Here is a 24,698-nt window from a genome sequence, read left to right on the forward strand (position 1 = left end):
CGAGGGTCAGGAGACGGTGAAGACCGTCAGCTGGCGCACCGCGGTGTACGGCGTGTAGTAGCCGCCGTTCTCGAGTCCGGCCATCCGGTCGTAGCCGGTGGCGTCGAAGTTGAGTGAGACGACCTCGTCGATGCCGTCGCCGTCCAGGTCACCGGAGACGTACTCACGCCCGCCGAGGATGTTGCCGTAGGCGATCCGATGGACCCAGCCGTCCTTGACCTGGTCCGGGTCCATCAGGTCGAAGCCCGTGGCGCCCGAACCGATGAGGTACTTGGTCCCGTTCGGGCCGTTGAGGAAGCCGCCGGTCTCGATCATGCCCGTGGCGCTCGCGTGGTAGTCGACGCCGCCCGCCGCGAACAGCCGGACACTGGCGGTGGAGGCCAGGTACAAGCCCTCGGGACCGGTGAACCAGTTGCCGAGCGTCCAGGCGCCGCCGCCGTCGCCGGTGTGCAACACCTTGCCGGTGCGCCCGTCACGGATCTCGACGACCGAGCCGACCCGGGTCAGCCAGTTCATGGCGACCGCGTGGCCGTCCGCGTAGGGGATGTCCGGGGAGGCGAAGGTGGTGCCCCGCATCGCGATGCCGAGGACCTGCTTCCCGTTCTCCGGCTTCGGGTTCGTGTCGCTCCACATGGCCTTGCCGTCGCTGCCGCGCAGCGCGGCGACGCCGGAGGGCTTCGGGTCGGCGACCGGGTACGCGTCCCGGCTCCCGTACTGGGCGTACACCTGACCGTCGCCGACGCTGACCTCGCCGAAGACGGTGTTGTCCACGGGGGCGGCGTACGACCACAGCTGCTTGCCGCTGCCCTGGTAGGTGCGGACCTGGTCGGTCGGGACGATGATCTCGTCCTTGCCGTCGCCGTTCAGATCACCGGTGGTGACCGTCCACACGTACTGGCCCTTGCCGTCGATCACCGTGTCCACCTTGCCGGTGTCCGGCTCGACGACGGCGGTCGCGGTGTCGGCCGCGATCACCACTTCGTTCTTGCCGTCACCGTCGACATCGGCCTTGACGATCTTGTGGATCTGGCCGGGGGCGGTGGTACGCCAGAGCAGCTTCGCCTTGCCCGCGACCATCGAGGGGCCGTCGAAGGCGAACACGCCGTTGGACTGCCCGCCCGCCACGATGTCCTTCTTGCCGTCGCCGTTGACGTCCATCAGGACGGCGGACGACAGCTCGCCCTGCATCGGGTACAGCGACTTCTGGTCACCGTTGCCCAGGTTGTAGACCCGGATGTTCTGGTCGGTGTCGACCGTGCGCAGCCGCCACGTGCCCTTGTCCTTGAAAGGCTGGGCCCAGGCCTGGGAGGCGACCACGCCCTGCTTCTCCCACTCCACCGTGCCGTTCTTGCCCGACAGCACGGCCAGCCGGGCGTAGCGCGCGGAGCTCGGGTTGGAGGCGGAGTTCGATCCCTGGTCGTCCTGGTACGAGGCGACGACCTTGCCGTCGACCACCGACAGGTTCCAGGCGACGGGGCCGTCGAGGCTGTTGTCCGGGGCGCGCTTGACGGTGCGCTGCCAGGTCACGTCGGCGGTGTCACCGTCCAGCGAGCGAATGGTGTCGGCGTTGGCGAAGAGGGACGAGTCGACGGTGATCTCGTTGACCGTGTACTCGGCCCTGCTGTCTCCACGGACGTCGCCCACGACCAGTGCGGTCGGGAAGGCGTTGACCCGGCTGTCCAGCGAGGTGCGCTCACCGGTCGCGAGGTCGTAGGAGGCGATCTCGTACCGGACGCCGTCGTGGTAGTCGGACATCTCCAGCGCGACCAGACGCTCGCGGGAGGAGTCCAGGTGCAGCTGGCGCGAGTACAGGCCGTCCGTGGTCTGGTGCCACTTGACGCTGCCGTCCGCCGTGTCGATGACCAGCGTGTGGCCGGTCGCCGGGGCGGTGGTGGAGGTCTTGCGCTCGTTCCAGGAGGCGGCGACCAGACCGTTGCCCAGCGGCTCGAGGCTCGCCCAGGCGGCGCCGGTGAACTCGCCGGTGTCGTACGTCCACGTCTTCGCGGGCGTCAGCTTGCCGTCGGCGTGGTCGAAGCGGATGCCGGTCAGCGTCGAGGTGGAGCCGGCGGACGCGGAGGTGTTGTAGTACGGCGTGTCCGCGACGACGAGGGTCTGGTCGACGAGCTTGATGTTGTACGCGCCCGCGTACAGCTCGGTCCACAGCGTCCTGCCCGTGGCACCGTCGAGGATCGTGACGAACGTGCCGGTGTGCAGCGTGCTGTCGCCGTGGACGAACGGCCGGTACGGGTAGGTGCCCACGTCGGCGGTGAACGCGAGGTCGGGGACGCCGTCGCCGGTCAGGTCGCCCGTGGAGTAGCCGTCGTCGGACGCCGCGCCGAACGCGGAGACCGCGTTGAAGCCCATGGTGATACGGGCCGGGTACGGCTCCTTGGAGAAGCGCGGGGCCAGCGGCGGGAGGTTCCACTCCTTGTAGTAGGAGTTGTTGTCGCGCGCCCACACCTCCTCGCCGTCGGCGGAGCGCCGGGCGACGCGGCCCAGGGCGTTCAGCGAGAAGTAGTCGCCGTCCGTGCCGGAGACCGGGATGGTCGCCGCCATGCCGGTGGCGCCCTCGGAGAAGCCCTTGGCGGTGACCGTCGGGGTCGGCAGCGCGTCGGTGGAGCCACCGGAGTCCGTCGAGTCCGGGGTGCCGGTGTCGTCGCCGGAGGTCGCGTCCGAGTCCGGAACCGCGTTCTGCGGGTCGGACTTCCGGGCCTGGTCGCCGTACACGTCGGGCTGGATGCGCTCGGCCAGGGTGTCGGCCTGCTGGTCCGTCAGCGTCATGACGCCGCTGTCGTCCTCGGCTACGGCTGTCGCGGGGGCCACACCGAGTACGAGGCCCGCCGCCACCAGGGCGGATGCGAGGCGCACGCCTCGTCTGGAGGTCTTGGTCGTCATCACGCGGCCTTCGGGGTGAAGCGGATCGCGGACTGATCCGTGAGGGCGTTCTGGTTGAAGGAGTACTGCAGCGCGTCGGTGCCGGCCTGGTTCTCGATGCCGACGGTCGCGCTCGCGCCCTTGTCCGGAACCGACTGGTACTGGAAGGTGACCGCTCCGGTGGCCTCGGAGAACACCGCCTCGAAGGTCACACGGTCGCCCGAACCGTCGAGGAGCTGCGCCTTGTTCCACACGATCGCGAAGGTGCGCGAGCCCTTGCTGCCGGTGGTGGCCGTCTGCACGCTCGACTTGCCGTCCAGGACCAGGTCGTCCCAGAAGGGGGCGACGACGCCGTTGGGCTGCGAGGCGCTGGGCAGGGCGACGTTGGCGTAGTCGCCGAGGCGCGGCTGGAGGAAGTTCAGCAGACCGTTGGTCGTGATCGAGGTGCTGGTGTACGAGACGCCGTACACCTTGACCGGGAACGGCAGCGAGATCGTCTTGGCGTCCTCGTCCCCGCTGAGCGTGACCTTGTCGGCGCCCTTGATCCAGGAGTACGTGACCGGGGCGCAGCTGAGGGTGCCTGCGCTGTCGGTGCGGTCAGGGACCTGGACGTCCTTGGTCAGGTCGGCGGCGCCGACGGTGGCGGCGCCGGTGTAGACGCCGTTGCACCGGACCGGGGCGGCCGGCTTCACCGCTAGGTTGTAGGAGCCCTCGGCGACCTTGGCGAAGGAGTACCGGCCGTCGGCGTCGGTGGTGACGGCGTCCAGCGGCGTGCCGTTCAGTTCGACCCTCGCGCCGGGCAGCGGCTTGCCGGTGACGTCGAGGACGGCGCCGGAGACCTTGCGCGTGGGAACCGGGGTCAGCGCGATGTCCTGGGTGTAGACCTGCTGGGCGTCGAGCGTGACGTGGTCGGTGGTGCCGTCGGCGTAGCCGTAGCCGCTGAAGGTGAAGCCGTAGGTGCTCGGGGCCAGCGGCAGACGGTAGGAGCCGTCCGGGCCGGTGGTGACGGTGCGGACCGCACCGGCGGTGTCGGTGGCCTTCACGGTGATGTTCGCCAGCGCCGCGCCGGTCGACTTGTCGGTGACCTTTCCGGAGACGGTGGCCGCGGTGTGCGGGGCCTTGTCGATGGACGCGAGGATGTCGAGCTTGCCCTCGCCCCACACGTTGTTCATGCCGGCGGTGCCGCCGCAGTGCGTGTCGTCGACGTCGCGGGCGCCCTCGTCGAGGAGCGTGCGGGTCGCGTCGATGTCGCCGATCAGCGACGGGGCAGCGGACCAGAGCAGGGCCACGGCGCCCGCGAGGTGCGGGGTCGCCATCGACGTACCGGACTCGGTGTTGTACGCCGAACCCGGCCACGTGGACTGCACGTTGACACCCGGCGCCGAGATGTTCGGCTTGGCCGAGCCGTCGATCGGGGACGGGCCGAAGCCGGAGAAGTTGGCGATCTTGCCGTTCACGTCGTAGGCGCCGACACCGTAGGACTCCGTCTGCGCCCCCGGCGGGTGGGTCGTCGAGCACGTCGTGCCGTCACCGTCGTTGCCGGCCGCGAACGCCTCGAAGATGCCCGCCGCGTTCCAGGCGTTGACGATGTCCGTGTAGAAGGTGCCGTCGCCGCCCCAGGAGTTGTTGACGATGTTCGGGGCGAGGTCCGGGCGCGGGTTCTGCCCGTTGTGGTCGGTCGGCGCGAGGATCCACTGGCCGGCGGCGAGCAGGTCGTCGTCGGGGCACTCGCCCTTCGGGCCTCCGCAGGCCTTGGCGGCGATCCACTTCGCGTCCGGCGCGACACCGATGCCGTGCGCGCCGACCATCGTGCCCATGGTGTGGGTACCGTGGCCGTTGTCGTCGCAGGGCGTGCTGCTGGTGGCGCAGACGCCCATCGTGTCGTAGAAGTTGTAGTCGTTGGTGAAGGTGCCGTCGCCGTTGTTGCCCCGGTACTGCTTCACCAGGTCCGGGTGGTCGTACTGCACACCCGAGTCGACGCTGGCGATGACGATGCCCTCGCCGCGGTCGCCGTACTGGTCCCAGACCTGGTCGGCCTCGATGTCGGAGACACCCCACTCGGGGGTCTCGTCGCCGCCGGCGGACGAGTCGGTGCCCGCCGACGCGGTGCGCGTCTTGGTGACCTTGGCGTCGGACGTCTCGGTGGCGTCGAGCTTGAACGTCTGCTTCTTGACGATCGACTTCACGTCCGAGCGCTTCGCGAGCTCGTCGACGAGGGCCTTGTCACCGGTGACCTGGACCGTGTTGGCGATCCAGTAGTCCTTGTGGCCGACCTTCTTGTTGTCGAGGAAGGAGGTGAGCGACTTCTGGCTGTCCTCGGCGGTCGTCCTCAGCGCCTTGTAGGCGGCCGTGGCCTTCTTGGCGTGCGTGCGCTGCTTCTCGGCGGTCGTCAGGTCGGCCTTGTCCTTGAGGACGACGAAGAACGTCGCGTCGCCGCCCTTGGCGACGGCGCTGCTCAGGGCCGAGTCGATCTTCGCGGTGGCCGCGGCGGACGGGGTGTCGGCGGCGACGGCCGGCGTCACGCCGGTGATCAGCGCGGTCGCGGTGAACGCGGCCGCCGCCCATGCGGCGGATCTGCGCCGGGGCGGTCGGGGCAGGTGCATCGGGGCTGCTCCTCCTGGGAGGGTAAGGGGGAGCCCCAAGCTAGGAAGACGCCGTTACTGGGGAATTACTGGCTCCGGTCGCAGCGCCCGCGCCAGATAGGGCGCCGTGGCGCTCCCCTCGGCCCGGGCCACCTGAGCCGGCGGTCCCGCCGCCACGATCCGGCCGCCCGCGTCACCGCCGCCCGGCCCCAGGTCCACGACCCAGTCGGCGCCCGCGACGACGGACATGTCGTGCTCGACGACGATCACGGTGTGCCCGGCGTCGACCAGCCCGTGCAGCTGCCGCATCAACACCTCGACATCCGCGGGGTGCAGACCGGTCGTCGGTTCGTCCAGGAGGTAGAGGGTGTGGCCGCGGCGCCCGCGCTGGAGCTCACTGGCCAGCTTGATGCGCTGCGCCTCGCCGCCGGACAGCTCGGTCGCGGGCTGTCCCAGACGCAGATAGCCGAGGCCCACGTCGAGCAGGGCGCCGAGGCTGCGGGCCGCGGCCGGGGTGTCGGCGAAGAACTCCGCCGCGGACTCCACCGTCATGTCCAGCACCTCGGCGATGTTCCGCCCGCGGTACGTCACGCGGAGCGTCTCGGGGTTGTACCGGGCCCCACCGCAGTCCGGGCACGGGGTGTAGGTGCTCGGCAGGAACAGCAGCTCCACGCTGACGAACCCCTCGCCCTGGCAGGTCTCGCACCGGCCACCGGCCACGTTGAAGGAGAACCGCCCGACTCCGTGACCGAGTTCGCGGGCCGCGTCGGTGCCCGCGAACACCTTCCGTACGACGTCGAACAGCCCGGTGTACGTGGCCAGGTTGGAGCGCGGGGTACGCCCGATCGGCTTCTGGTCCACGCGGACCAGCCGCCCGACCCCGGCCAGGTCCTCCGTGATCGCCCCGACGAGCGTGGACTTGCCGGACCCCGAGACACCGGTGACCGCGGTGAACGCCCCGAACGGGAACTCGGCGCTCACCCCGCACAGGTTGTGCCGGGTGACCGGACCGACCTTCAACTGCCCGCGCGGCGGCCGGAGCCGGCGCACCGGCGCGCCGCCCCGGCCGAACAGGTAACGGGCCGTGGCCGACTCGGCCACCCCCGCCAGCTCGGCGACGGGCCCGCTGTGCAGCACCCGCCCGCCGTGCTCCCCGGCCCGCGGCCCCACGTCCACGACCCAGTCGGCGCCGCGCACCACGTCCAGATGGTGCTCCACCACGAACACCGAGTTGCCCGCGGCCTTCAACCGCCGCAACACCGTGAGCAGGGCCTCGGTGTCCGCCGGGTGCAGCCCCGCCGACGGCTCGTCGAGGACGTACACCACACCGAACAGCCCGGAGCGCAGCTGGGTGGCCAGGCGCAGCCGCTGGAGCTCACCGGCCGACAGGGTGGGAGCGGCCCGGTCCAGGCTGAGATAGCCGAGGCCGAGCTCCACGACGGGCGCGATACGGGACTTCAGGTCGTCGGTGAGGACACGGGCGGCCTCCGAGGTGCCGTGAAGGACCCCGGCCAGCTCGCTCAGCGGCAGCGCGGCCAGCTCGGCGATGGTGCGCCCCGCGAAGGTGACGGCCAGCGCCTCGGGCCGCAGCCTGCCGCCACCGCAGACCGGGCAGGGGGCCGAGACGAGGAAGCGCTCGGCCTTCGCCCGCAGCGTCGCGCTCTTCGAATCGGCGAACGTCTTCATCACATACCGGTGGGCGCTCATGTACGTGCCCTGGTAGGGCCGCTGGATACGGTCGGCCTCCCGCACCGGATGCACGGTCACCACCGGCTGCTCGTCCGTGAACAGGATCCACTCCCGCTGCTCGGCGGGCAGTTCGCGCCAGGGCCGGTCCACGTCGTACCCGAGCGCGTCCAGGATGTCCCGCAGGTTCTTGCCCTGCCAGGCACCCGGCCACGCCGCGATCGCCCCCTCGCGGATCGACAGCGAGGGGTCCGGGACCAGCAGTTCCTCCGCCGTATGGTGCACCCGCCCCAGCCCGTGGCACTCCGGGCAGGCCCCGGCCGCCGTGTTCGGCGAGAAGGCGTCCGAGTCCAGCCGCTCGGCGCCCGGCGGGTAGTCACCGGCCCGCGAGAACAGCATGCGCAGGGAGTTGGAGAGGTTGGTCACCGTCCCCACGGAGGACCGCGAGGTCGGCGCCGAACGCCGCTGCTCCAGCGACACCGCGGGCGGCAGCCCGCTGATCTCCGCGACCTTCGGCGCCCCCACCTGGTGGATCAGCCGGCGCGCGTACGGCGCCACCGACTCGAAGTACCGCCGCTGCGCCTCCGCGTAGACCGTCCCGAACGCCAGCGACGACTTCCCCGACCCCGACACCCCCGTGAACACGGCCAGCGCGTCCCGCGGCACATCGACGTCCACCCCCTTGAGATTGTGCTCACGGGCACCGCGGACGCGGACGTACGGGTCGTGGGGGGTGTGCATGGGGTCGCTCCGTACGGAGGTGCGGTGGTCGAGGGGCAAACCCCGCGATCCTATGCGAAACGCCGAGCCGGAGTTCGCACCCCCCGGCGACCCACCTCGGCTCGACGTTCCGCGGGACCAGGGAGCGTGGTCAGGCCTCCAGACGGACCGGCATCAGGATCGAGAACGTGTCCTCGTCCCCGGGCCGGCGGATCGCGACCGGGGCCGTGGGAGCGCCGAACTCCAGGATCAGCCGGTCGCGGCCGGCGGAGGCGAGCGCCTGCAGCAGGAACGCGCGGCTCACGGCGACACGGTCACCACGGTCGTCGTCCCCGTCCGCACAGACCGTCACCGTGCCGTCGTCCGCGACGGCGAGCACCGCGATGTCGCAGGAGGCGCCGTCCTTCTCGCGCACCTCACCGGCCCGGACGGGGCCTGTTTCCAGCGCCTTCCGGAAGTCCGGCACATCGACGAGGGCCCGCCGCCCGGCCGGCAGCTGAAGGAGGCGACGGTAGTCCGGGAAGTCGTGGTCGAGGCACTGGCCGGCCGTCTGACGGTCGCCCGCCTCCAGTGTCACGCGGCCGCCGTCCACGGTGAGCCGGACGGAACCCTCTCCGCTCAGCAGGGCCCGCATCGCCTCGACGAGCGGACTGGGCACGATGACCTGGACGCGGTGCTCGCCGTACCCCGTGGTGGCGGTGCGCCCCACCGCCATGCGATAGCGGTCGGTGGCCACGACCCGGAGTCCGTCGCCCTCGATGTCGAACAGGACCCCGCCCAGCATCGGCAGTTCCGGATCGGTGCTGACCGCGAAGTGGACCGCGTCCAACGCGGCGGCCAGCCCGGACGCGGCGAGGGACAGGCGGGCGGGGGCGGTGCGGAGCGATGCCATGGGGTTCTCCCTGTGGTCGAGTAGCGATCGGAGGGCGGAGAACTCACCGCGGGCATCGGACAGTCCCGCTTCGAGCCGGCGCAGGTGCGCCCGCAGCAGCTTCAGCACCAGATCGGTGTCCGCGCCGGACCAGCCGGCCAGCACCAGCCGGATGTCGGCCAGCGGCATCCCGGCCCGCCGCAGCCGGGCCAGTACCCGCGCCTCGTCGAGCTGTCCCGGCTCGTACCAGCGGTAGCCGCTCACCGGATCGACCCAGGCCGGGACCAGTACCCCGGCACGGTCGTAGAACCGCAGCGCGCTCACGCTCAGTCCGCTGTCCTGGGCCATCTCCCCGATACTGCGCATCTCGCTCTCCACACCCGCAACCCTGGGCCCTCGACCAGGTCGAGGGTCAAACCCGCCCCGGGGCCGCCGTCAGGCGCCGAAGAGCCGTGCCAGCCGCCGGTAGGAGTCCAGCAGCGCCTCGCGATCGTAGGTACTGGTGGTGAGCAGGACCTCCTGGGCGCCCGTCTCCTTCAGCACCGTCTCCAGCTCCCCGGCGACCTGTTCCCCGGTGCCCGCGAGGTGGCCGGTCAGGCCGGAGTCGTAGAAGCCGCGTTCCTTCGCGGTCATCGGCAGGGACTCGACGCGCTCGGCGGGCGGCAGCGGCGGGAACGTGCCGTGGGTGCGGGCGTGGGCCATGGACCAGGCCTCCGGGACCAGGAGCCGGCGGGCCTCCTCGGGGGTGCCGGCCACCGCGACCGAGCCGGAGATCACGACGTACGGCTCCCGCGCCCACGGGGAGGGGCGGAAGGCCTCGCGGTACCGCTCGATGCCGCGCAGCATCTTCTCCCGGTCGCGCAGGTCGCCGATGACCATGGGCAGGCCCGCGCGGGCCGCGATGGCGGCGCCCTCGCCCATCGCCAGCACGAACGGCGGCACGCGCAGACCCTCGGCGGGCCGTGCGCGCACCCCCGTCGGGGACGTGCCCTCGAACCAGCCGAGCAGTTCGGTCAGCTGCGCCGCGAAGTCCTCGGCGGCGTGCCTGTCCCGTCCCAGGGCCCTGCGGACGCCGTCGGTGAAGCCGACGGAACGGCCGAGGCCCATGTCGATGCGCCCCGGGTACAGCGACTCCAGCACACCGAACTGCCGGCCACCACCAGCGGCTGGTGGTTGGGCAGCATCACGCCGCCGGTGCCCACCCGGATCGCGCGGGTCGCGCCCGCCACGGCGGCGGCCAGCACCGTCGGCGCGGATCCGGCGACGCCGGGCACGCCGTGGTGCTCCGAGACCCAGAACCGGTGGTAGCCGAGGCGCTCCACCTCCCGCGCCAGCCGCACGGTGTCGCGCAGCGCCTCGGAGGGCGGGTGGCCCTCACGCGTGCGGGAGCGGTCCAGGACGGAGAAGCGGGTGGCCGCGATCAGGGAACTCACACCCGGTTCAACGCGGGGACGCGCCCGTGATTCTTGGGCGGCGCTGTGGGCATTCCCGTGCGGCACTGTGGGCGGCGAGCGGTGCCGTGGGGCCGGCCTGGGGTGCTCCGGGGCAAGCCGTGCGGCGCGGCGGGGTCAGCCGGAGCCGGGGGAGGTGCCGTCCGTCTCCGGGCCCCAGTACTCGGGGCCGACGCCGCGCCAGTCGATCAGCGGGGACACCGTGACCTCCGCGGGGTCGACCTCGAGGCCGGCCCGGCGCAGGAACTCGGCGACATCCGCGATGCTGTACGCCAGCCCCAGGATCTCGCCGTCCACACGGACGCGCCGGCCGCCCGTCGGCGAGGGCGGGTGCACGGTCACGGGCAGTGATCCGGACATGTTCCCAGCATCGGGCGCGGCGCCCGCCCCCGCATCCGGACGGCACGCCGTACGGAGGCGGACGGCAGCGTGTCCGCTCCGCCGGGCGGGCGCGCGCCCGAGGGGGTGCCTCGCCGATCATGCCGGGCTCGCGGTGGCTCCCTGATCCGGCCCGATCGACGAGACACCCCCTAGGCTGTGCGTGTGAAGGAGAGCAGTCAGCGGCCCGTCGCCGTGTTCGATCTGGACAACACCCTCGCCGACACGGCCCACCGGCAGCGGTTCCTCGAGCAGCGGCCCCGGGACTGGGACGCCTTCTTCGCCGCCGCGCCCCAGGATCCGCCGCTCGCCGAGGGCGTACGGCTCGCCCTGGACAGTGCCCGCGAATGCGAGGTCGTCTACCTCACCGGGCGGCCCGAGCGGTGCCGCCGGGACACCCTCGACTGGCTCGCCGCCCACGGGCTGCCCGAGGGACGCGTGCACATGCGGCGCGACGACGACCGCAGGCCGGCCCGCCGCACCAAGCTGGAGACCCTGCGCCGGCTCGCCCGTACCCGGGAGATCCGCGTCCTCGTGGACGACGACGAGCTGGTGTGCGCGGACGCCGAAGGGGCGGGCTTCCGCGTCCTGCGCGCCCGCTGGGCGGCCCCCTCCGCCGAGCTGAAGATCGCGCAGGAGCGCGAGGGGCGGACCTGACCGGTGCCGGGGCGGCCCGCCGTGACCCGGCCGCCCCCGTCCGCGTCCTGAATCTCCTCAGTCCGCGTCCTCGATCCGGAAGCCGAGCTTGAGCCCCACCTGGTAGTGCTCGATCCGCCCGTTCTCGATCTGGCCCCTGACCTGGGTCACCTCGAACCAGTCCAGGTTGCGCAGGGTCTGCGAGGCACGGGTGACGGCGTTGCGGATGGCGTCGTCCACCCCCTCGTGCGAACTGCCGACGATCTCGGTGACCCGGTAGATGTGGTTGGTCATGCGGGTGCTCCTCTCGCGGACGGCGCCGGGATGCCGGGCGCCGTGGACGGTGACGACGACTGGGGACCTCACACCCGTCGGTGACACGCCGGTGACGGGCGTGTCCCACGTCACTCCACCGTGCCGTATGCGGTGGCGGATCGCGAGATGTGCGGACTGTCACCGGTCCACCACTTGACCTACGTATTGGTCCATACCAAAATCCCAGCACGCCCGTGCGAGCCTTCTGCTCGGCCCCCCACGTCGGGATCTTCCCTGTCCACAGACAGAAGTCCACAGACAGAAAAGGACCCTTCGTGAGACGTCGCCTTCTCGCCCTCGTCTGCGCGTCCGCCTCCCTGGTCAGTGCCTGCGGTGTGCTGCCCGGCGGCGGAGGCGGGCGGCACACCGTGACCGTGTGGCTGATGCAGGGCAGCGCGTCGCAGGACTTCCTGCGCCGCTTCACCGAGGACTTCGAACGCAGCCACGACGATCTGCGCCTCGACATCCGTATCCAGCAGTGGACCGGCATCGGCCCGAAGGTGCAGGCCGCGCTCTCGGCGACTTCCGCCGACGACGGCCCCGACGTCATCGAGGTCGGCAACACACAGGTCGCCCAGTACGTGGAGGGAGGCCGGCTGACCAACCTGACCCTGGAGTCGATGCGGGACTGGGGCATGCAGGACTGGCTGCCCGGCCTCGCCGAGCCGGGGCTGGACAACTCCGCGCAGTTCGGCATCCCCTGGTACGCCGCCAGCCGGGTGGTGATCTACCGCAAGGACCTGTTCGAGAAGGCGGGCATCACCTCCCCGCCCCGCACCCGGGACGAGTGGCTCGCCGACACCCAGAAACTCGACTCGGGCGGCAACCAGGGCATCTACCTGGCCGGGCAGGACTGGTACACGCTGTCCGGCTTCATCTGGGACGAGGGCGGCGACCTCGCCAAGCAGTCCACCAACACCTGGAAGGGCACCCTGGACACCCCGGCCGCCCTGCGCGGCATGGACTTCTACCGGCGGCTGCAAGAGCTCGGGAACGGCCCGGCCGACGCCGACGAGGAGCACCCGCCGCAGGCCGATGTGTTCGCGGGCGGGAAGGTGGCGCAGATCGTGGCCGTGCCCGGCGTCGTCCAGGCCATCGTGCAGAAGAACCCCGCCCTCAAGGACGAGCTGGGCTTCTTCCCCGTGCCCGGGAAGACCGCCGGACGGCCGGGCGCGGTCTTCACCGGCGGCTCCGACTTCGTCGTACCGAGGAACACCGACGACCGGGACGCCGCCGTCGCCGTCGTCGCGGCCCTGACCGGCGCCAAGTGGGACACCGACCTGGCCCGCACGATGAACTACGTCCCCAACAAGACGACGCTCGCCCCGGCCGTCGCCGGCGAGGAGGCGGTCGCCGCCATGGCGGCCGGCGCCGCGCACGGCCGGGCGACCCCCAGTACGCCGCAGTGGGCGGCCGTCGAGGCAGACAACCCGATCAAGGAGTACATGACCAAGGTGCTCAACGGAGCCGACCCGCACACCGCGGCCCGCCAGGCCTCCCGGCGCATCACCGAACAGCTGGCCCCCGGCCTGGGCTGACCTGTCGGCCTGGATCAGCGGTGACCGGTCACCACCGGTCACCGGTCACTGGTCACCGCGCCACGCTCAGCGACAGCGCGAAGCGGTCGTCGGTGTCGGTCCACCAGCGGGTCAGGTCCAGGGCGGCGGCGGCCAGTTCGGCTTTCACCCCCTCTCGGCGGAACTTCGCCGAGACCTCGGTGCGCAGTTCCTCGCCTGGGGCGAAGTGGACGGCGAGGTCGAGGGCGGGGACCTTCACGGTCTGGGCGGTGCGGGAGCGCAGGCGCATCTCGATCCACTCGTGGCCGGCGTCCCACACCGCCACGTGGTCGAAGGCGTCCGGGTCGAAGTCGGCGCCCAGTTCGCGGTTGACGACGGTCAGGACGTTCTTGTCGAAGGCCGCCGTCACCCCGGCCGCGTCGTCGTACGCCCGCACCAGCACGGCCTCGTCCTTCACCAGGTCCGTACCGAGCAGCAGCGCGTCACCGGGGGAGAGCAGGGCCCGCACCCCGGCCAGGAAGCCGGCGCGCTCCTCGGGCAGCAGGTTGCCGATCGTGCCGCCGAGGAAGGCCAGCAGCCGGGGACCGGGCGTGTCGGGCAGCGCGAGTCCGGCGGTGAAGTCCGCGATCAGCGCGTGCACGTTCAGCCCCGGACGCTCGGCGGCCAGGGCCTGCCCGGCGTGCTCCAGCGCGCTCTCGCTGACGTCGACCGGCACGTAGCTGTGCAGGCCGGTCAGCGCGTCGAGCAGGTGGCGCGTCTTCTCCGAGGAACCGGAGCCCAGCTCGACGAGTGTGCGGGCGGGCAGCGCCGCGGCGATCTCGTGCGCCCGTTCGACGAGGATCTCGCGCTCGGCGCGGGTCGGGTAGTACTCGGGCAGTTCGGTGATCTGCTCGAACAGGTCGCTGCCGTGCGCGTCGTAGAACCACTTCGGCGGCAGGGTCTTGGGATCGGAGGTCAGGCCGTGCAGGACGTCGGCGCGCAGGGCGGCGGCCATGGCGTCCTCGGGCAGGGTGCGGGTGACGTGGAACGGACTCAACGGCTCGGCTCCTCGGATGGTGCGGATGCCAGGTCCTCGGTGAGGTCCTTGAGCGGGGTGAGCAGGACGTCCTGGCGGCTCGCCACGAGCAGTGTGCGGTCGGGGACCTGGAGCCAGCGCGGATCGTCGTCGTACGGTTCGGAGGCCACGACCGCGCTCCGGCCGGGCTCGGCGAGGTACCACAGGGTGTCGCCCCAGGCGGTCGCGGTGATCGTCCCGCCGTCGGTGAGCAGCAGGTTGAGCCGGGCGCCGGGGGCGGCCGAGGCCACCTCCGCGACGGTGTCGGCGAGCGCCTGACCCGGCTCGTCGCCGCCGCGCAGCCGGGCCAGTGCCAGTGCCCAGACGAGCGCGGAGTCGTTGCGGGCCTCCAGCGACAGCAGGTCCTGGGCCGGCAGGGTGCGGGCGAGGCCCGCGAGCGAGCCCGGCCAGCCGGGGACGGCTCCGTTGTGGCTGAACAGCCACCGGCCCGCGGCGAACGGCGCCGCCGCGGCCTCCGCGTCCGCGCCCGCCAGGGTCGCGTCCCGTACGGCGGCCAGCAGCGCGGTGGTGCGCACGACCCGGGCCAGGTCGGTGAAGGACAGGTCCGCCCACACGGGCCCGGCCCGGCGGTAGCGGGCCGGCACCGGGTCGCCCGCGGCGTACCAGCCGACGCCGAAGCCGTCGGCGTTGACCGTCCCGTACCGCTGCTGCCTGGGCGCCCACGACTGCCGGTACAGGCCGTGCGGCGGTTCCACGAGGAGCCGGCCGATCGGCTCCTCGTCTCCCACGTACGCCAGGTGACGGCACATCAGGTGTCTCCCCGCTCGGCCGAGCGGGCCGTGCGGAACCCGGAGAAGATCTGCCGCCGGACGGGATAGTCCCAGTTGCGGAACGTACCCCGGCAGGCCACCGGGTCCACGGCGAACGAACCGCCGCGCAGCACCTTGTACTCGGGCCCGAAGAACACCTCCGAGTACTCCTTGTACGGAAACGCGACGAACCCCGGGTACGGCAGGAAGTCGCTCGCCGTCCACTCCCACACGTCACCGATCAACTGCCGTACGCCCAGCGGCGACTGGCCGGCCGGATAGCTGCCGGCCGGGGCCGGGCGCAGGTGCCGCTGGCCGAGGTTGGCGTGCTCCGGGGCCGGGTCGGCGTCGCCCCACGGGTAGCGTGTCGAGCGGTCGCGGGCCGGGTCGTGGCGCGCCGCCTTCTCCCACTCGGCCTCGGTGGGCAGCCGGCGCCCCGCCCAGCGGGCGTACGCGTCGGCCTCGTACCAGCACACGTGCAGCACCGGCTCGTCGGCCGGCACGGCCTCGGTGACGCCGAAGCGGCGCCGGAGCCACTGCCCGGCGTCACGGCGCCAGAACAGCGGCGCGTCGATCTCGTGCCGCCGTATGTGGGTCCAGCCGTCCGGCGCCCACCAGCGCGGGTCGTCGTAGCCGCCGTCCTCGATGAACGCCGTGTACGCGCCGTTCGTGACCGGGGTGGTGTCGATCCAGAACGGCGCCACCTCGCGCACGTGCGCGGGCCGCTCGTTGTCCAGCGCCCACGGCTCGGTGGAGGTGCCCATGGTGAACGGGCCGCCGGGGACCAGCACTTCCGCCGGTCCGGTGAACAGAGGCGCCGGATCCGGGTCGGATGCGGTCAGGGCCTGCGGGCCCCGGCGCAGCTGATGGGTGATCAGCATCGTCTCGTCGTGCTGCTGTTCGTGCTGGGCGATCATCCCGAAGGCGAAGCCCGCCTCGGTCAGCCGCGTCCCGTGGAACGCGGTGGACTCCAGGACGTCCATCACCCGGCCGCGCACCTCGGCGGCGTACGAGCGGGCCTCGTCGGGTGCCAGCAGCGGCAGCGAGGGACGTTCGGCACGCGGGTGCTCGAAGGCGTCGTACAGGCCGTCGATCTCCGGTCGCATGGCCTCCCGGCCGCCGACCGCGCGCAGCAGCCACAGCTCCTCCTGGTTGCCGATGTGCGCGAGGTCCCACACCAGGGGGGACATCAGCGGCGAGTGCTGGGCGGTGAGATCGGGCTCCTCGACGCAGGTGGTCAGCAGGGTGGTGCGGTCCCGGGCCGTGGTGAGCGAACCGAGCACCCGCTCCCGCAGCGTCTCGGGGTCGTATGAGGGGCCGGACGCGGGCTCGGGCCCGGAGTCCCGGGTGGTGTCGGGCGCGGTGCCGGATGCGGGGTCGGTCATGTGCGGATGTCCTTCCCGTGGGGGCGACGGCGGTCCGGGCCGCGCAGTCGGTCGAGCAGGTCGTCGGCGGGAGCGCGACCCTTGAGGACGTAGCGGTCCAGGAACGTCGCGACGGCGTCGGTGACCTCGGCGGTGGCGCCGATCCGGGGCAGTGCCTCCAGGGCGGCGACGAAGCAGGCGATCGCCGCCTCGTGCAGCTCCGGGTCGGCGAGCCCGGTGCGGGCGGCGTCGGTCCACAGCGGATTGTGCGGCGCCGGCAGGGCGAGGGTCCGCTCGGCGAGCGGTTTCACCGCCCGGTACGCGGTCTCCGCCGCCTCCGGGTCGTCGAAGAGCGCCGTCGTCACCGCGAGCGGCACGATCCACCCGTCGTCGCCGGGCTGGGCGTCGATCATGCGCAGCTCCAGGTGGCCGCGCGGCCTGACCGGAGGGAACAGCGTGGTCATGTGGTACTCGAGGTCGTCTCTCGTCGGCGGCCGCGGCCGGCCCGAGCGGATCCAGTCCCGGAACGTCAGCGCCTCGGGCACCTGCCACGGCCCGCTGTCGTCGCGGACGCACATCACCGGCGCGTCCAGCACATGCCGCGCCCACGCGGTGCGCGGAGCACCGTCCAGCGGGGGAGCGCCCGCCCGGCCGGGGCCTATCTCGGTCCACAGCAGCTGCCGGGTGGAGAGCCAGCCCGTGGGCCGGCGTCCGAGCAGCGGGGAGTTGGCGAACACGGCCACCAGGACGGGGCCCAGCTGGTGTGCGAGCCACCACCGCCGCACATGGCCCAGCGGTCCCGGCTCCTCGTGGCCGGCGTCCAGGCACACCTGCACGGATGCCGTGGTGCACATCATGTGCCGGCCGGCCGGGCCGCCGCGGTCCAGGCAGGTCTCGAGGGCGTCGTAGCGCCGCTCGCGCAGGAACCTGCGGGGCGTGTGCCAGGGGTCGTGGCCGATGCCGACGAGGCGGAGGCCGCCCTCGGCCAGTACGGCACGGACGGCGTCGAGGTCGGCGGAGACGGTGCCGATGCACTCCATCAGGGAGGCGGCGGGCGGCGAGCTCAGCTCCAGCTGGCCGCCGGGTTCGACGGTGAGCGCCGACCTCAGGGGCACGGTCCGCAGTGCGGCGTAGGCCGCTTCCAGACGTTCGGGTGCGACGGGGACGTGCGGAGTACGCAGCTCGTGGACGAGCCACTCCACCTCGACGCCGACGGTGCGCGGTGGTCCGGTCTTGAAGCAGATGCCGCTGACCAGTGCCTCGACCTCGGCCTCGGTGAGGGCCGTACGGCCCTGCGTACAGCCGCTCGCCGGGGCGGCGGGCGAATCTGACATGTCGGGATCCTCCTGAGATTCCACCATGCCACCGGCCCGGGATCGGTGGGCCGGGACGGAGTCATACCGTCCCACCCAAGACCCTGCGGCCGATTCGCACAAGGGTGCAGATCGTGACAATCCTGCCCTGAAATCTCCGTTTCCGCGATGTTTGCCGGCGCTTCACGGGGCCCACAGGGAGCCTCACGTCCCAAAAACCCGTTTGCACCGCACGTTCAGGATCGCCCACGATGCGTGCATGAGCACGACGGGGGAGGCCGCGCGGCGCGCGGTCGTGGCGCGTACGGGGGTGGCGCCATGAGCGCGCGCCTGCGCGGGATCGCGCAGCAGACGGAGCAGATCGTGATGGCGGGCGCCTACCGCGCCGCCGACGGACGCGAGGTGCGGATCGCGGCGGCCGTCGAGGCCGCCCGGCAGGGCACCCGCGTGTACGGCCCGGAGCCGGTGCCCGTACCGCGCTGGACCCCGGTCGCGACGTCCGTCGAGGTCACGGGCGAGAGCAGCCTGGCGGCGGCACGACGGCTCTCCGGCCCCCCGGTGGCCGTCCTGAACTTCGCCTCGGCCCGCAACCCCGGCGGCGGCTACCTCAACGGCGCCCAGGCCCAGGAGGAGGCCCTGTGCCGCGCCTCCGCCCTGCACACCTGCCTGCTCACGGCCAGGGAGTTCTACGACCGCCATCGGGCCCGCCGTGACCCGCTCTACTCCGATCGGGTGATCCACTCACCGGCGGTGCCCGTCTTCCGCGACGACGGGCACCGGCTGCTGGACGAGCCGTACACCGCCGGCTTCCTGACCGCCGCCGCGCCGAACGCGGGGGTGCTGCTGCGCGACGCCCCGGAGCGCGCCGGTGAACTGCCGCGCGCCCTGGCCGTCCGCGCCGAGCGGGTGCTGGAGACGGCCGCCGCGCACGGCTACCGGCGGCTGGTGCTGGGCGCGTGGGGCTGTGGAGTGTTCCGCAACGACCCGGCGCAGGTGGCGAGCGCCTTCCGGGCACTGCTCAGCCCCGGCGGGCGTTTCGCGGACGCCTTCGAACACGTGGTGTTCGGGGTGCTGGACCGCACCCGGGACGGCCTGGTCCGCGAGGCGTTCGTACGAGCGTTCGCCTGAATCCGGAGCCTGGATCTCGATGTCGACCTGAGTTCGAACCCAAGTTCGAGCCTCAGCTCCAGCCGTACCGCTCCCGCAGCCGGTGCACCACCGAGTTGAAGCGCATCCGGTCCAGCGCGCACGCCTCGCGCCGCATGCCGTCCTCGTGCAGCCGCAGCACCCGGTCGACGTCCACCCAGGAGTCGCGTCCCGACCGGTCCCAAGGCCCGTTCCCGATCGGCACCCACTCCCGGTCGCCGTCGTGCGCCTTGCTGGACAGCTGGACGGCGAGCAGGGTCCCGGCCGCCTCCCGCGCCACCACCAGTACCGGACGGTCCTTGCCCCGCCCGTCGTTCTCCTCGAAGGGCACCCAGGTCCAGACGATCTCCCCGGGGTCAGGGTCGCCGTCGTGCGCGGGCGCGTACTCGGTGCGCACCCGGCCGACCGAGCGCGGGTCGGCCTCAGTGGTGGCGGTGGGGCCGTAGCGGCCCGGGACCTCGTCATCGGTGAAGGCAGTCACGGGGGCACCCTAGAGCGTGCGCGTGCGCGCCGGGACACCGGGCATGCGGTGCTGATTCCCTGTCAGGACACCTCGCTCGGCCGACGGATGCGCATGCCGGGCACGGCGCCGCCGGAGGCGACGTGCAGCGTCCTGCGCTACCCCTCTCTCCGTCGGCTCCGAGGCGTGGCCTACGATTGTTCCAAGTGAGTTTCGTAGAAAATCGCCGCAGCTGAGAAGGGGTGAGCAGGCGTGGCCACCACACGGCGGAGCCCTCGCCGGCGCGAGGTGCTGGACGTGCTGCGCGCGGCCGCCGGGCCGCTGGGCGTCACGGAGACGGCCGAGCGGATCGGGGTCCACCCCAACACCGTGCGGTTCCACCTGGACGCCATGGTGGCCGAGGGGCTGGTCGAGCGGCGGATCGAGAAGCCCTCGGGACCCGGCCGTCCCCGGACCGTCTACGTCCCGCAGCCCGGCATGGACCGCGGCGGAACGCGCGGCTACCGCCTGCTGGCGCAGATCCTGCTCAGCCAGTTGGCCTCCGGGGGTCCCGAGGCCCGGTCGGCCGCGACGGAGGCGGGCCGTGCGTGGGGGCGGTACCTGGTCGATCCGCTGCCGCCCTTCCGGGAGCCGAGCGCCGAGGAGGCGACAGGGCGTCTGGTCGCCCTGCTGGACGACCTGGGCTTCGACCCGGTGCCCGAGGGGAGCGGCACGGGGGAACCGCCGGCGCGGATCCGGCTGCGGCACTGCCCGTTCCTGGAACTGGCCGAGGAGTACGGCTCGTTGGTGTGCCCGGTCCATCTGGGGCTGATGCAGGGGGCGCTGGCCGGGCTCCGGGCCCCGCTGACCGCGACCGGCCTGGAACCCTTCGCCGAACCTGATTCCTGCCTGGCCCATATGACGTCCCTCGAGGCGCCCTGACCCCCTGAGCCCCTGACCCCCTGAGCCCTCCCGGACCCTCCTGAAGCCCCCTGAAGTCCCTGAAGTTTCTGAAGTCCCCGTGAAGTGAGCAGGCCGTGGGCCCGCGCCCCGGCAGAGAGGCACACATCGATGAACACCACGTCGGCCGCCACGGCGAGCGCGGTCACCTTCGTCTGGCTCGGCATGGTGCTGGCCATCTCCTTCCTGGAGGCACCGCTGAAGTTCCGCGCCCCCGGTGTGACCATCCCCATCGGCCTGGGCATCGGCCGACTGGTCTTCCGGGCGCTGAACCTGGTGGAGGCCGCCCTGGCCGCCGTCGTCATCGTCGCGACGGCCGTCGGCGACGCCCCGAACCGCGTCCTCGCGCTGACCGCGGCCGTGGCCGTCCTGCTCCTGGCCCAGCTGGTCTTCGTCCGGCCCCGTCTCAACCGCAGGTCCGACCGCGTCCTGGCGGGCGAGGACGACGGCCCCCGCTCGCGGGGCCACCTGGCCTACGTGGTCCTGGAGGTCGCCAAGGTCGCCGTGCTGATCGCCCTGGGAATCAGCCTGCTGACGGTGTGAGCGACGCGTGTGGGGCCCTCCGGAAGGAGGCCCCACACGTGTGCTCCGGTACGGTCCGGTCAGCTCTCGCCCCCGTCCACCGGGACCTTCTGCACCGGGGGCGGCACGCTCCCGTTCAGGGACGGCGAAGCGCCGCTCCCGCCCTGGCCGTTGCTGGTCGAGCCGTTCTGGTTCATGGACGCCAGCAGCTGGCGGGCCAGGCCCAGCCCGGTGCCGCCCATGGTGAGCGCCTTGGCGAACAGGTCGGCCATGCCGTCGGCGCCGTTGAGCAGCACCATGTTGTCGACGTTGCCGAAGGCGGAGGCGCCCGCCTGGACGATCTCCGGCCAGTTCTCGGCGAGTTGCTGGGCGACGACGGCCTCCTGGTTCTCGGCGAGGGCCGCGGCCCGGGCCTTGATGGCCTCCGCCTCCGCCAGACCCTTGGCCTTGGTCGCCTCGGCGTCCGCCAGGCCCTTCGCCTGCGCGGCCGCCGCCTCGGCCTCACCGGTGGCCCGGGTGGCCGCGGCGGTCGCCGCACCCCGGGTCTTGGTGGCCTCCGCCTCCGCGCCCGCGGCCGTCTTCACCCGGGTCGCCTCGGCCGCCGCCGCGAGCTCCGTCTCCTTGGCCTTCGCCTGCGCCGCCGAGATCCGCGCGTCCCGCTCGGCCTCGGCGAGCGTCCGCTTCTCGTACGCCTTGGCGTCCGCCGGCTTGCGTACGTCCGCCTGGAGCTGCTGCTCGCGCCGGTGCGCCTCCAGTTCGGCGACCCGCGTCTCCTGGACGACCACCTCCTGCCGGGCGCCGGCATCGGCGAGCGGGCCGGCCTGGCGGGCCTTCGCGGCCGCCTTGTCCCGCTCGGCCTGGTAGCCGGCCTGGAGGATCTCGCTGTCCCGGGTGGCCTCGGCCATCCGCGCGAACGACTGCTGCTCCGCCTCGGTGGCCAGCCGGTTGGCCTCGGCCTGCGCGATCCGCGCGTCCCGCTGGACGGCCGCCGCGTGCGGCATCGCGAGATTCTGGATGTAGCCGGTCGGGTCCTCGATCTCGTGGATCTGCAGCGAGTCCACGATCAGGCCGAGCTTCTCCATCTCCGTGCCGCAGGCCGCCCGGGTCTGCCCGGTCAGCTTCTCCCGGTCGCGGATCATGTCCTCCACCGTCAACCCGCCCACGATCGAGCGCAGATGACCGGCGAAGACGTTGTGCACCCGCTCCGACATCAGCTTCTGCTGGTCCAGGAATCGGCGGGCCGCGTTCGCGATCGACACGAAGTCGTCGCCCACCTTGAAGATGACCACGCCTCGCACCTTGAGCGGAATGCCCTGGTGGGTCACGCAGTCCACGTGCAGTTCGGTCTCGTTCAGGTCGAGCGAGAGCTTGCGCACCACCTGCACCCCGGGCAGCACCAGCGTGCCGCGCCCGGTGACGATGCGGAACCCCATGCCCTCCTCGAGGCCCTCGGTCCGGTGCTTGGAACCCGAGATGATCAGTGCCTCGTTGGGTTCGGCGACCCGCCACATCAGCTTGAACAGACCGATCAGGACGAGGACGGCGACGACCGCCACCCCCGCCACGACGCCGACGATCATCGGCATGCGCCCCCTTTGGGTTGGTGCCCGTTCGGCACCGAACGAAGGGAGTGTGCTCCTCGGCCGGCCCGCGGTGAAGACACCGGCGCGTCCTTGTTGCAATCTTGACGCGTACGGCTCTCACCTGCGCTCTCATCCGCGACGGAGCGGGCTCAACTGTCGTACACCGCCTCGACGTAGACGGTCCGGGGCGGCAGGTACTCCACCACCATCACCACCGTGCCCCGCTCGAGCCGGCCCTTGCCGTCGGCGGCGTAGGCGAGGAAGTGCTCGGCGCCGCCGCGCACCCGGACGATCACCTCGCCGACCAGCCCCGGCCCGACGGTACCGGTGACACGCCCCATCAAGCCGACCATCCCCGCGTCCTCCATGGCCGCAGCCTAGATCCTGCCGGGGCATCAGGCAGGAGGGCGGAGGGTAGGTGCTCGTACTGGTGCCCCGGGGAACCCCGGGGCACCGGACACGGCGAGGGGAAGGGGGAGCATGTCCGACGAACTGGTGCGGTTCGAGCTGGGGGAGGGCTCGGCGGGGGTGTACGTCGAGGTGGCCGAGGACGACTCCGGAGTGGAGCGCGTACGGCGGCGTGGCGGCGCCCCGCCTCAGGCGGTGGACGGATTCGAGCACGGCCTCGACCAGATCCGCGACGTGGCGGCCCGCACCCTGCGCCGGATCACCTCGATGCCGGCCGCACCGTCCACGGTGGAGCTGGAGTTCGGGGTGAAGTTCAGCGTGGAGGCGGGCGCGGTCATCGCGCGCACCGGCGTCGAGGGGCATCTGAAGGTGAAGGTGGTCTGGGAGAACGCCGCTCCGGACGGGCGGGCGAACCAGGACGAGGACGAAGAGGAGGACGAGGGGACGACGGACACACCTCACGCGACCGACGCGACCGGAGACACGGCCCAAGCCGCAGCCGCAGCCGCAGCCGACGCCTGAGCCGGCGCCCGGATCACTTCGGCATCGGATCCGTCGACTTGATCGCCACAGGGTCCGCATCCGTCGGCTCCCGGCGCATGGGAGCCACCCGCGTGGGCTGCGTCGCAGGCACGGCGTCCTCCGGGGGCCCCGCCACCTTCACCAGGCTCGGCACGGCCCCGACCCGCTCCAGCTGGCTCCGGTAGAGCGTCGTCCGCCCGGTGACCGACTGGGCGCACAGCACCGCCAGAATGCCAGGCCCGAGGAGCGAGGCGTCGCCCAGCATCTCCGCCACCATCACCAGCACCCCGAGAGGAGCGTGGGCCACGGACCCCAGACAGGCCGCCATCCCGACCGCCACCGGCACCAGCGGGCTGTGCGGAGCGATTCCGAGCGGTTCCGCCAGCCGCCACAGCGCCGCGCCCACACCGGCGCCCACCACCATGCCCGGCCCGAAGATGCCGCCCGAACCGCCCGAGCCGACCGTCAGCGCCGTACCCACGATCTTCGCCAGCGGCAGGGCCAGGACCACGGCCAGCGGCAGGTCCATCAGCAGCTGACGCTGGGTCACGGCCTCCATCAGGCCGTACCCCGTGCCCAGCACGCCCGGCACCAGCAACCCCAGCCCGCCGACCAGCAGCGCGGCGAACGTCGGCGCGGCGATCCTGGCGAGCGGCCCGCGCGCCCGTTTCTCCACCCGCGTGTGCACCGCGTAGAAGCACCCCGTGTACAGCCGGCCCGCGCCGCCCGCGACCAGCCCGACCACGGCCACCAGGGCGAACTCGCCCACGCCGCTCACCGCCTGGCCCGGGTGGGCGCCCAGCACCGGCGTGAACCCGAAGCACGCGCCGAACATCAGCCAGCCCGCGACGGAGGCGATCAGCGCCTGCGGCAGCACCTTGGCGTCCATGCCCCTGCGGTACAGCATCTCCGCCCCGAGCAGCGCCCCGCCGAGCGGCGCCCTGAAGATCGCGCCCACCCCCGAGGCGAGCCCGATCACCAGGGCCGTACGGGCCTGCTCCCGGGACATGCCGGTGCGCCGGGCGATGACCGAACCGAACGCCGCCGAGATCTGCGCGGCCGGTCCCTCCGTGCCCCCCGAGCCGCCGGAGCCGAGGGTCAGGGCCGACGCCACCAGCTTCACCACCGTCACCCGGCCGCGCATGCCCGTCGGATCCTGGTGCGCGGCGGCGATGGCGGCGTCCGTGCCGTGACCGCGCGCCTCCGGCGCCAGCCACAGGGCGAACACCGTGGCCACCAGGGCACCGCCCGCCGCCACCAACGGCACCAGCCACGGCCGGTCGGAACCCGCCAGCGTACGGAATCCGCCCTCCGCCGACGTCCGGTAGGGCCGGTAACCGGCCACCGATTCCAGCAACCAGCCGGTGCACAGGTGCAGCAGACCGAACAGCGCCGCCGCGCCCAGCCCCGCCACCGCGCCGATCAGCACCGCCGGCACCACCCAGCGCGCCGGCGAGTCGTCCGCACCGTCGGCGGGCATCAGCCGCGCGCCCCAGGACCGTAACGACCGGCGCCCCGGCCGCACTGCCGTACCACGCGCCCCCGTTTCCACTTGTACTCTCCCGCCGCCCGACACCTTCACCACGT

General features: G+C 72.5%; 20 protein-coding genes and 1 pseudogene. 6 read left to right on the forward strand and 15 right to left on the reverse strand.

Annotated elements, in window-relative coordinates; genetic code table 11:
- Nucleotides 1–6: 6 nt before the first annotated feature.
- The 6 genes and pseudogenes from ABZ484_RS01305 to ABZ484_RS01330 all read right to left on the reverse strand — a co-directional run bounded on the left by ABZ484_RS01305 (nucleotide 7) and on the right by ABZ484_RS01330 (nucleotide 10,544).
- Nucleotides 7–2,895 (reverse strand): VCBS repeat-containing protein, encoded by a 2,889-nt coding sequence (locus ABZ484_RS01305; RefSeq protein WP_358863820.1) that lies wholly within the window; start codon nucleotides 2,893–2,895, stop codon nucleotides 7–9.
- Nucleotides 2,895–5,477 (reverse strand): S8 family serine peptidase, encoded by a 2,583-nt coding sequence (locus ABZ484_RS01310; RefSeq protein ID WP_358863821.1) that lies wholly within the window; start codon nucleotides 5,475–5,477, stop codon nucleotides 2,895–2,897. Before ABZ484_RS01310 ends, ABZ484_RS01305 begins: the two co-directional genes overlap by 1 nt.
- Nucleotides 5,478–5,531: 54 nt before the next feature.
- Entirely contained in the window at nucleotides 5,532–7,883 is a 2,352-nt protein-coding gene (locus ABZ484_RS01315; protein WP_358863822.1) for an excinuclease ABC subunit UvrA, read from the reverse strand.
- Between the two features lie 130 nt (nucleotides 7,884–8,013).
- Nucleotides 8,014–9,099 carry a MerR family transcriptional regulator gene (locus ABZ484_RS01320; protein WP_358863823.1) on the reverse strand — a complete coding sequence of 362 codons (1,086 nt, stop codon included), beginning with the start codon at nucleotides 9,097–9,099 and terminating at the stop codon, nucleotides 8,014–8,016.
- A 69-nt stretch (nucleotides 9,100–9,168) separates the two neighbouring features.
- Nucleotides 9,169–10,166: pseudogene (locus ABZ484_RS01325) on the reverse strand (LLM class flavin-dependent oxidoreductase).
- Nucleotides 10,167–10,301: 135 nt separating this feature from the next.
- Nucleotides 10,302–10,544: a hypothetical protein gene (locus tag ABZ484_RS01330; protein ID WP_358863824.1), complete on the reverse strand. Its 243-nt coding sequence runs from the start codon at nucleotides 10,542–10,544 to the stop codon at nucleotides 10,302–10,304.
- A 183-nt stretch (nucleotides 10,545–10,727) separates the two neighbouring features.
- Here ABZ484_RS01330 and ABZ484_RS01335 point away from each other — a divergent pair, with 183 nt between their 5' ends.
- Nucleotides 10,728–11,219: a hypothetical protein gene (locus ABZ484_RS01335; protein ID WP_358863825.1), complete on the forward strand. Its 492-nt coding sequence runs from the start codon at nucleotides 10,728–10,730 to the stop codon at nucleotides 11,217–11,219.
- A 57-nt stretch (nucleotides 11,220–11,276) separates the two neighbouring features.
- Here ABZ484_RS01335 and ABZ484_RS01340 read toward each other — a convergent pair whose 3' ends face one another.
- Nucleotides 11,277–11,492 carry a dodecin gene (locus ABZ484_RS01340; protein WP_358863826.1) on the reverse strand — a complete coding sequence of 72 codons (216 nt, stop codon included), beginning with the start codon at nucleotides 11,490–11,492 and terminating at the stop codon, nucleotides 11,277–11,279.
- 296 nt (nucleotides 11,493–11,788) lie between these two features.
- On the opposite strand from ABZ484_RS01340, the gene ABZ484_RS01345 reads away from it, so the two are divergent.
- Entirely contained in the window at nucleotides 11,789–13,051 is a 1,263-nt protein-coding gene (locus tag ABZ484_RS01345) for an extracellular solute-binding protein (protein WP_358863827.1), read from the forward strand.
- A 52-nt stretch (nucleotides 13,052–13,103) separates the two neighbouring features.
- On the opposite strand, the gene egtD is transcribed toward ABZ484_RS01345, so the two are convergent.
- From egtD to egtA, 4 genes are read right to left on the reverse strand one after another with little or no spacing between them, the layout of a single operon-like run.
- Nucleotides 13,104–14,066 carry an L-histidine N(alpha)-methyltransferase gene (egtD, locus tag ABZ484_RS01350; protein ID WP_358863828.1) on the reverse strand — a complete coding sequence of 321 codons (963 nt, stop codon included), beginning with the start codon at nucleotides 14,064–14,066 and terminating at the stop codon, nucleotides 13,104–13,106.
- Nucleotides 14,063–14,854 carry an ergothioneine biosynthesis protein EgtC gene (egtC, locus tag ABZ484_RS01355; protein ID WP_358863829.1) on the reverse strand — a complete coding sequence of 264 codons (792 nt, stop codon included), beginning with the start codon at nucleotides 14,852–14,854 and terminating at the stop codon, nucleotides 14,063–14,065. Before egtC ends, egtD begins: the two co-directional genes overlap by 4 nt.
- Complete coding sequence (egtB, locus tag ABZ484_RS01360; protein ID WP_358863830.1) at nucleotides 14,854–16,239, reverse strand: ergothioneine biosynthesis protein EgtB; 1,386 nt, start codon at nucleotides 16,237–16,239, stop codon at nucleotides 14,854–14,856. The genes egtC and egtB overlap by 1 nt, the downstream gene beginning before the upstream one ends.
- Nucleotides 16,236–17,552, reverse strand: a complete 1,317-nt coding sequence (egtA, locus tag ABZ484_RS01365) for an ergothioneine biosynthesis glutamate--cysteine ligase EgtA (protein WP_358863831.1) — start codon at nucleotides 17,550–17,552, stop codon at nucleotides 16,236–16,238. The genes egtB and egtA overlap by 4 nt, the downstream gene beginning before the upstream one ends.
- 297 nt (nucleotides 17,553–17,849) lie before the next feature.
- Between egtA and ABZ484_RS01370 the strand changes: the two genes are divergently transcribed.
- Nucleotides 17,850–18,659, forward strand: coding sequence for a TIGR02452 family protein (locus tag ABZ484_RS01370; protein WP_358863832.1), 810 nt, complete (start codon nucleotides 17,850–17,852; stop codon nucleotides 18,657–18,659).
- Nucleotides 18,660–18,711: 52 nt separating this feature from the next.
- Here the strand turns inward: ABZ484_RS01370 and ABZ484_RS01375 are convergent, their stop codons facing one another.
- On the reverse strand, nucleotides 18,712–19,158 hold the full coding sequence (locus ABZ484_RS01375; RefSeq protein ID WP_358863833.1) for a type II toxin-antitoxin system PemK/MazF family toxin: 447 nt from the start codon (nucleotides 19,156–19,158) through the stop codon (nucleotides 18,712–18,714).
- Between the two features lie 231 nt (nucleotides 19,159–19,389).
- Between ABZ484_RS01375 and ABZ484_RS01380 the strand changes: the two genes are divergently transcribed.
- Both ABZ484_RS01380 and ABZ484_RS01385 read left to right on the forward strand, forming a co-directional pair.
- Nucleotides 19,390–20,058 (forward strand): helix-turn-helix domain-containing protein, encoded by a 669-nt coding sequence (locus ABZ484_RS01380; RefSeq protein WP_358863834.1) that lies wholly within the window; start codon nucleotides 19,390–19,392, stop codon nucleotides 20,056–20,058.
- Nucleotides 20,059–20,187: 129 nt separating this feature from the next.
- The gene (locus tag ABZ484_RS01385; protein ID WP_358863835.1) at nucleotides 20,188–20,619 is read left to right on the forward strand and encodes a hypothetical protein; all 432 of its coding nucleotides are present in this window, start codon (nucleotides 20,188–20,190) and stop codon (nucleotides 20,617–20,619) included.
- A gap of 59 nt (nucleotides 20,620–20,678) precedes the next feature.
- Here ABZ484_RS01385 and ABZ484_RS01390 read toward each other — a convergent pair whose 3' ends face one another.
- Nucleotides 20,679–22,184, reverse strand: a complete 1,506-nt coding sequence (locus ABZ484_RS01390) for an SPFH domain-containing protein (protein ID WP_358863836.1) — start codon at nucleotides 22,182–22,184, stop codon at nucleotides 20,679–20,681.
- Nucleotides 22,185–22,330: 146 nt separating this feature from the next.
- Complete coding sequence (locus ABZ484_RS01395; RefSeq protein ID WP_030183716.1) at nucleotides 22,331–22,549, reverse strand: hypothetical protein; 219 nt, start codon at nucleotides 22,547–22,549, stop codon at nucleotides 22,331–22,333.
- 112 nt (nucleotides 22,550–22,661) lie between these two features.
- On the opposite strand from ABZ484_RS01395, the gene ABZ484_RS01400 reads away from it, so the two are divergent.
- Nucleotides 22,662–23,111: a CU044_2847 family protein gene (locus tag ABZ484_RS01400; protein ID WP_358863837.1), complete on the forward strand. Its 450-nt coding sequence runs from the start codon at nucleotides 22,662–22,664 to the stop codon at nucleotides 23,109–23,111.
- Nucleotides 23,112–23,124: 13 nt separating this feature from the next.
- On the opposite strand, the gene ABZ484_RS01405 is transcribed toward ABZ484_RS01400, so the two are convergent.
- Complete coding sequence (locus ABZ484_RS01405) at nucleotides 23,125–24,591, reverse strand: chloride channel protein (protein ID WP_358863838.1); 1,467 nt, start codon at nucleotides 24,589–24,591, stop codon at nucleotides 23,125–23,127.
- Nucleotides 24,592–24,698 lie beyond the last annotated feature (107 nt).

Source organism: Streptomyces sp. NPDC006393 (assembly GCF_040628575.1).
GTDB lineage: Bacteria > Actinomycetota > Actinomycetes > Streptomycetales > Streptomycetaceae > Streptomyces.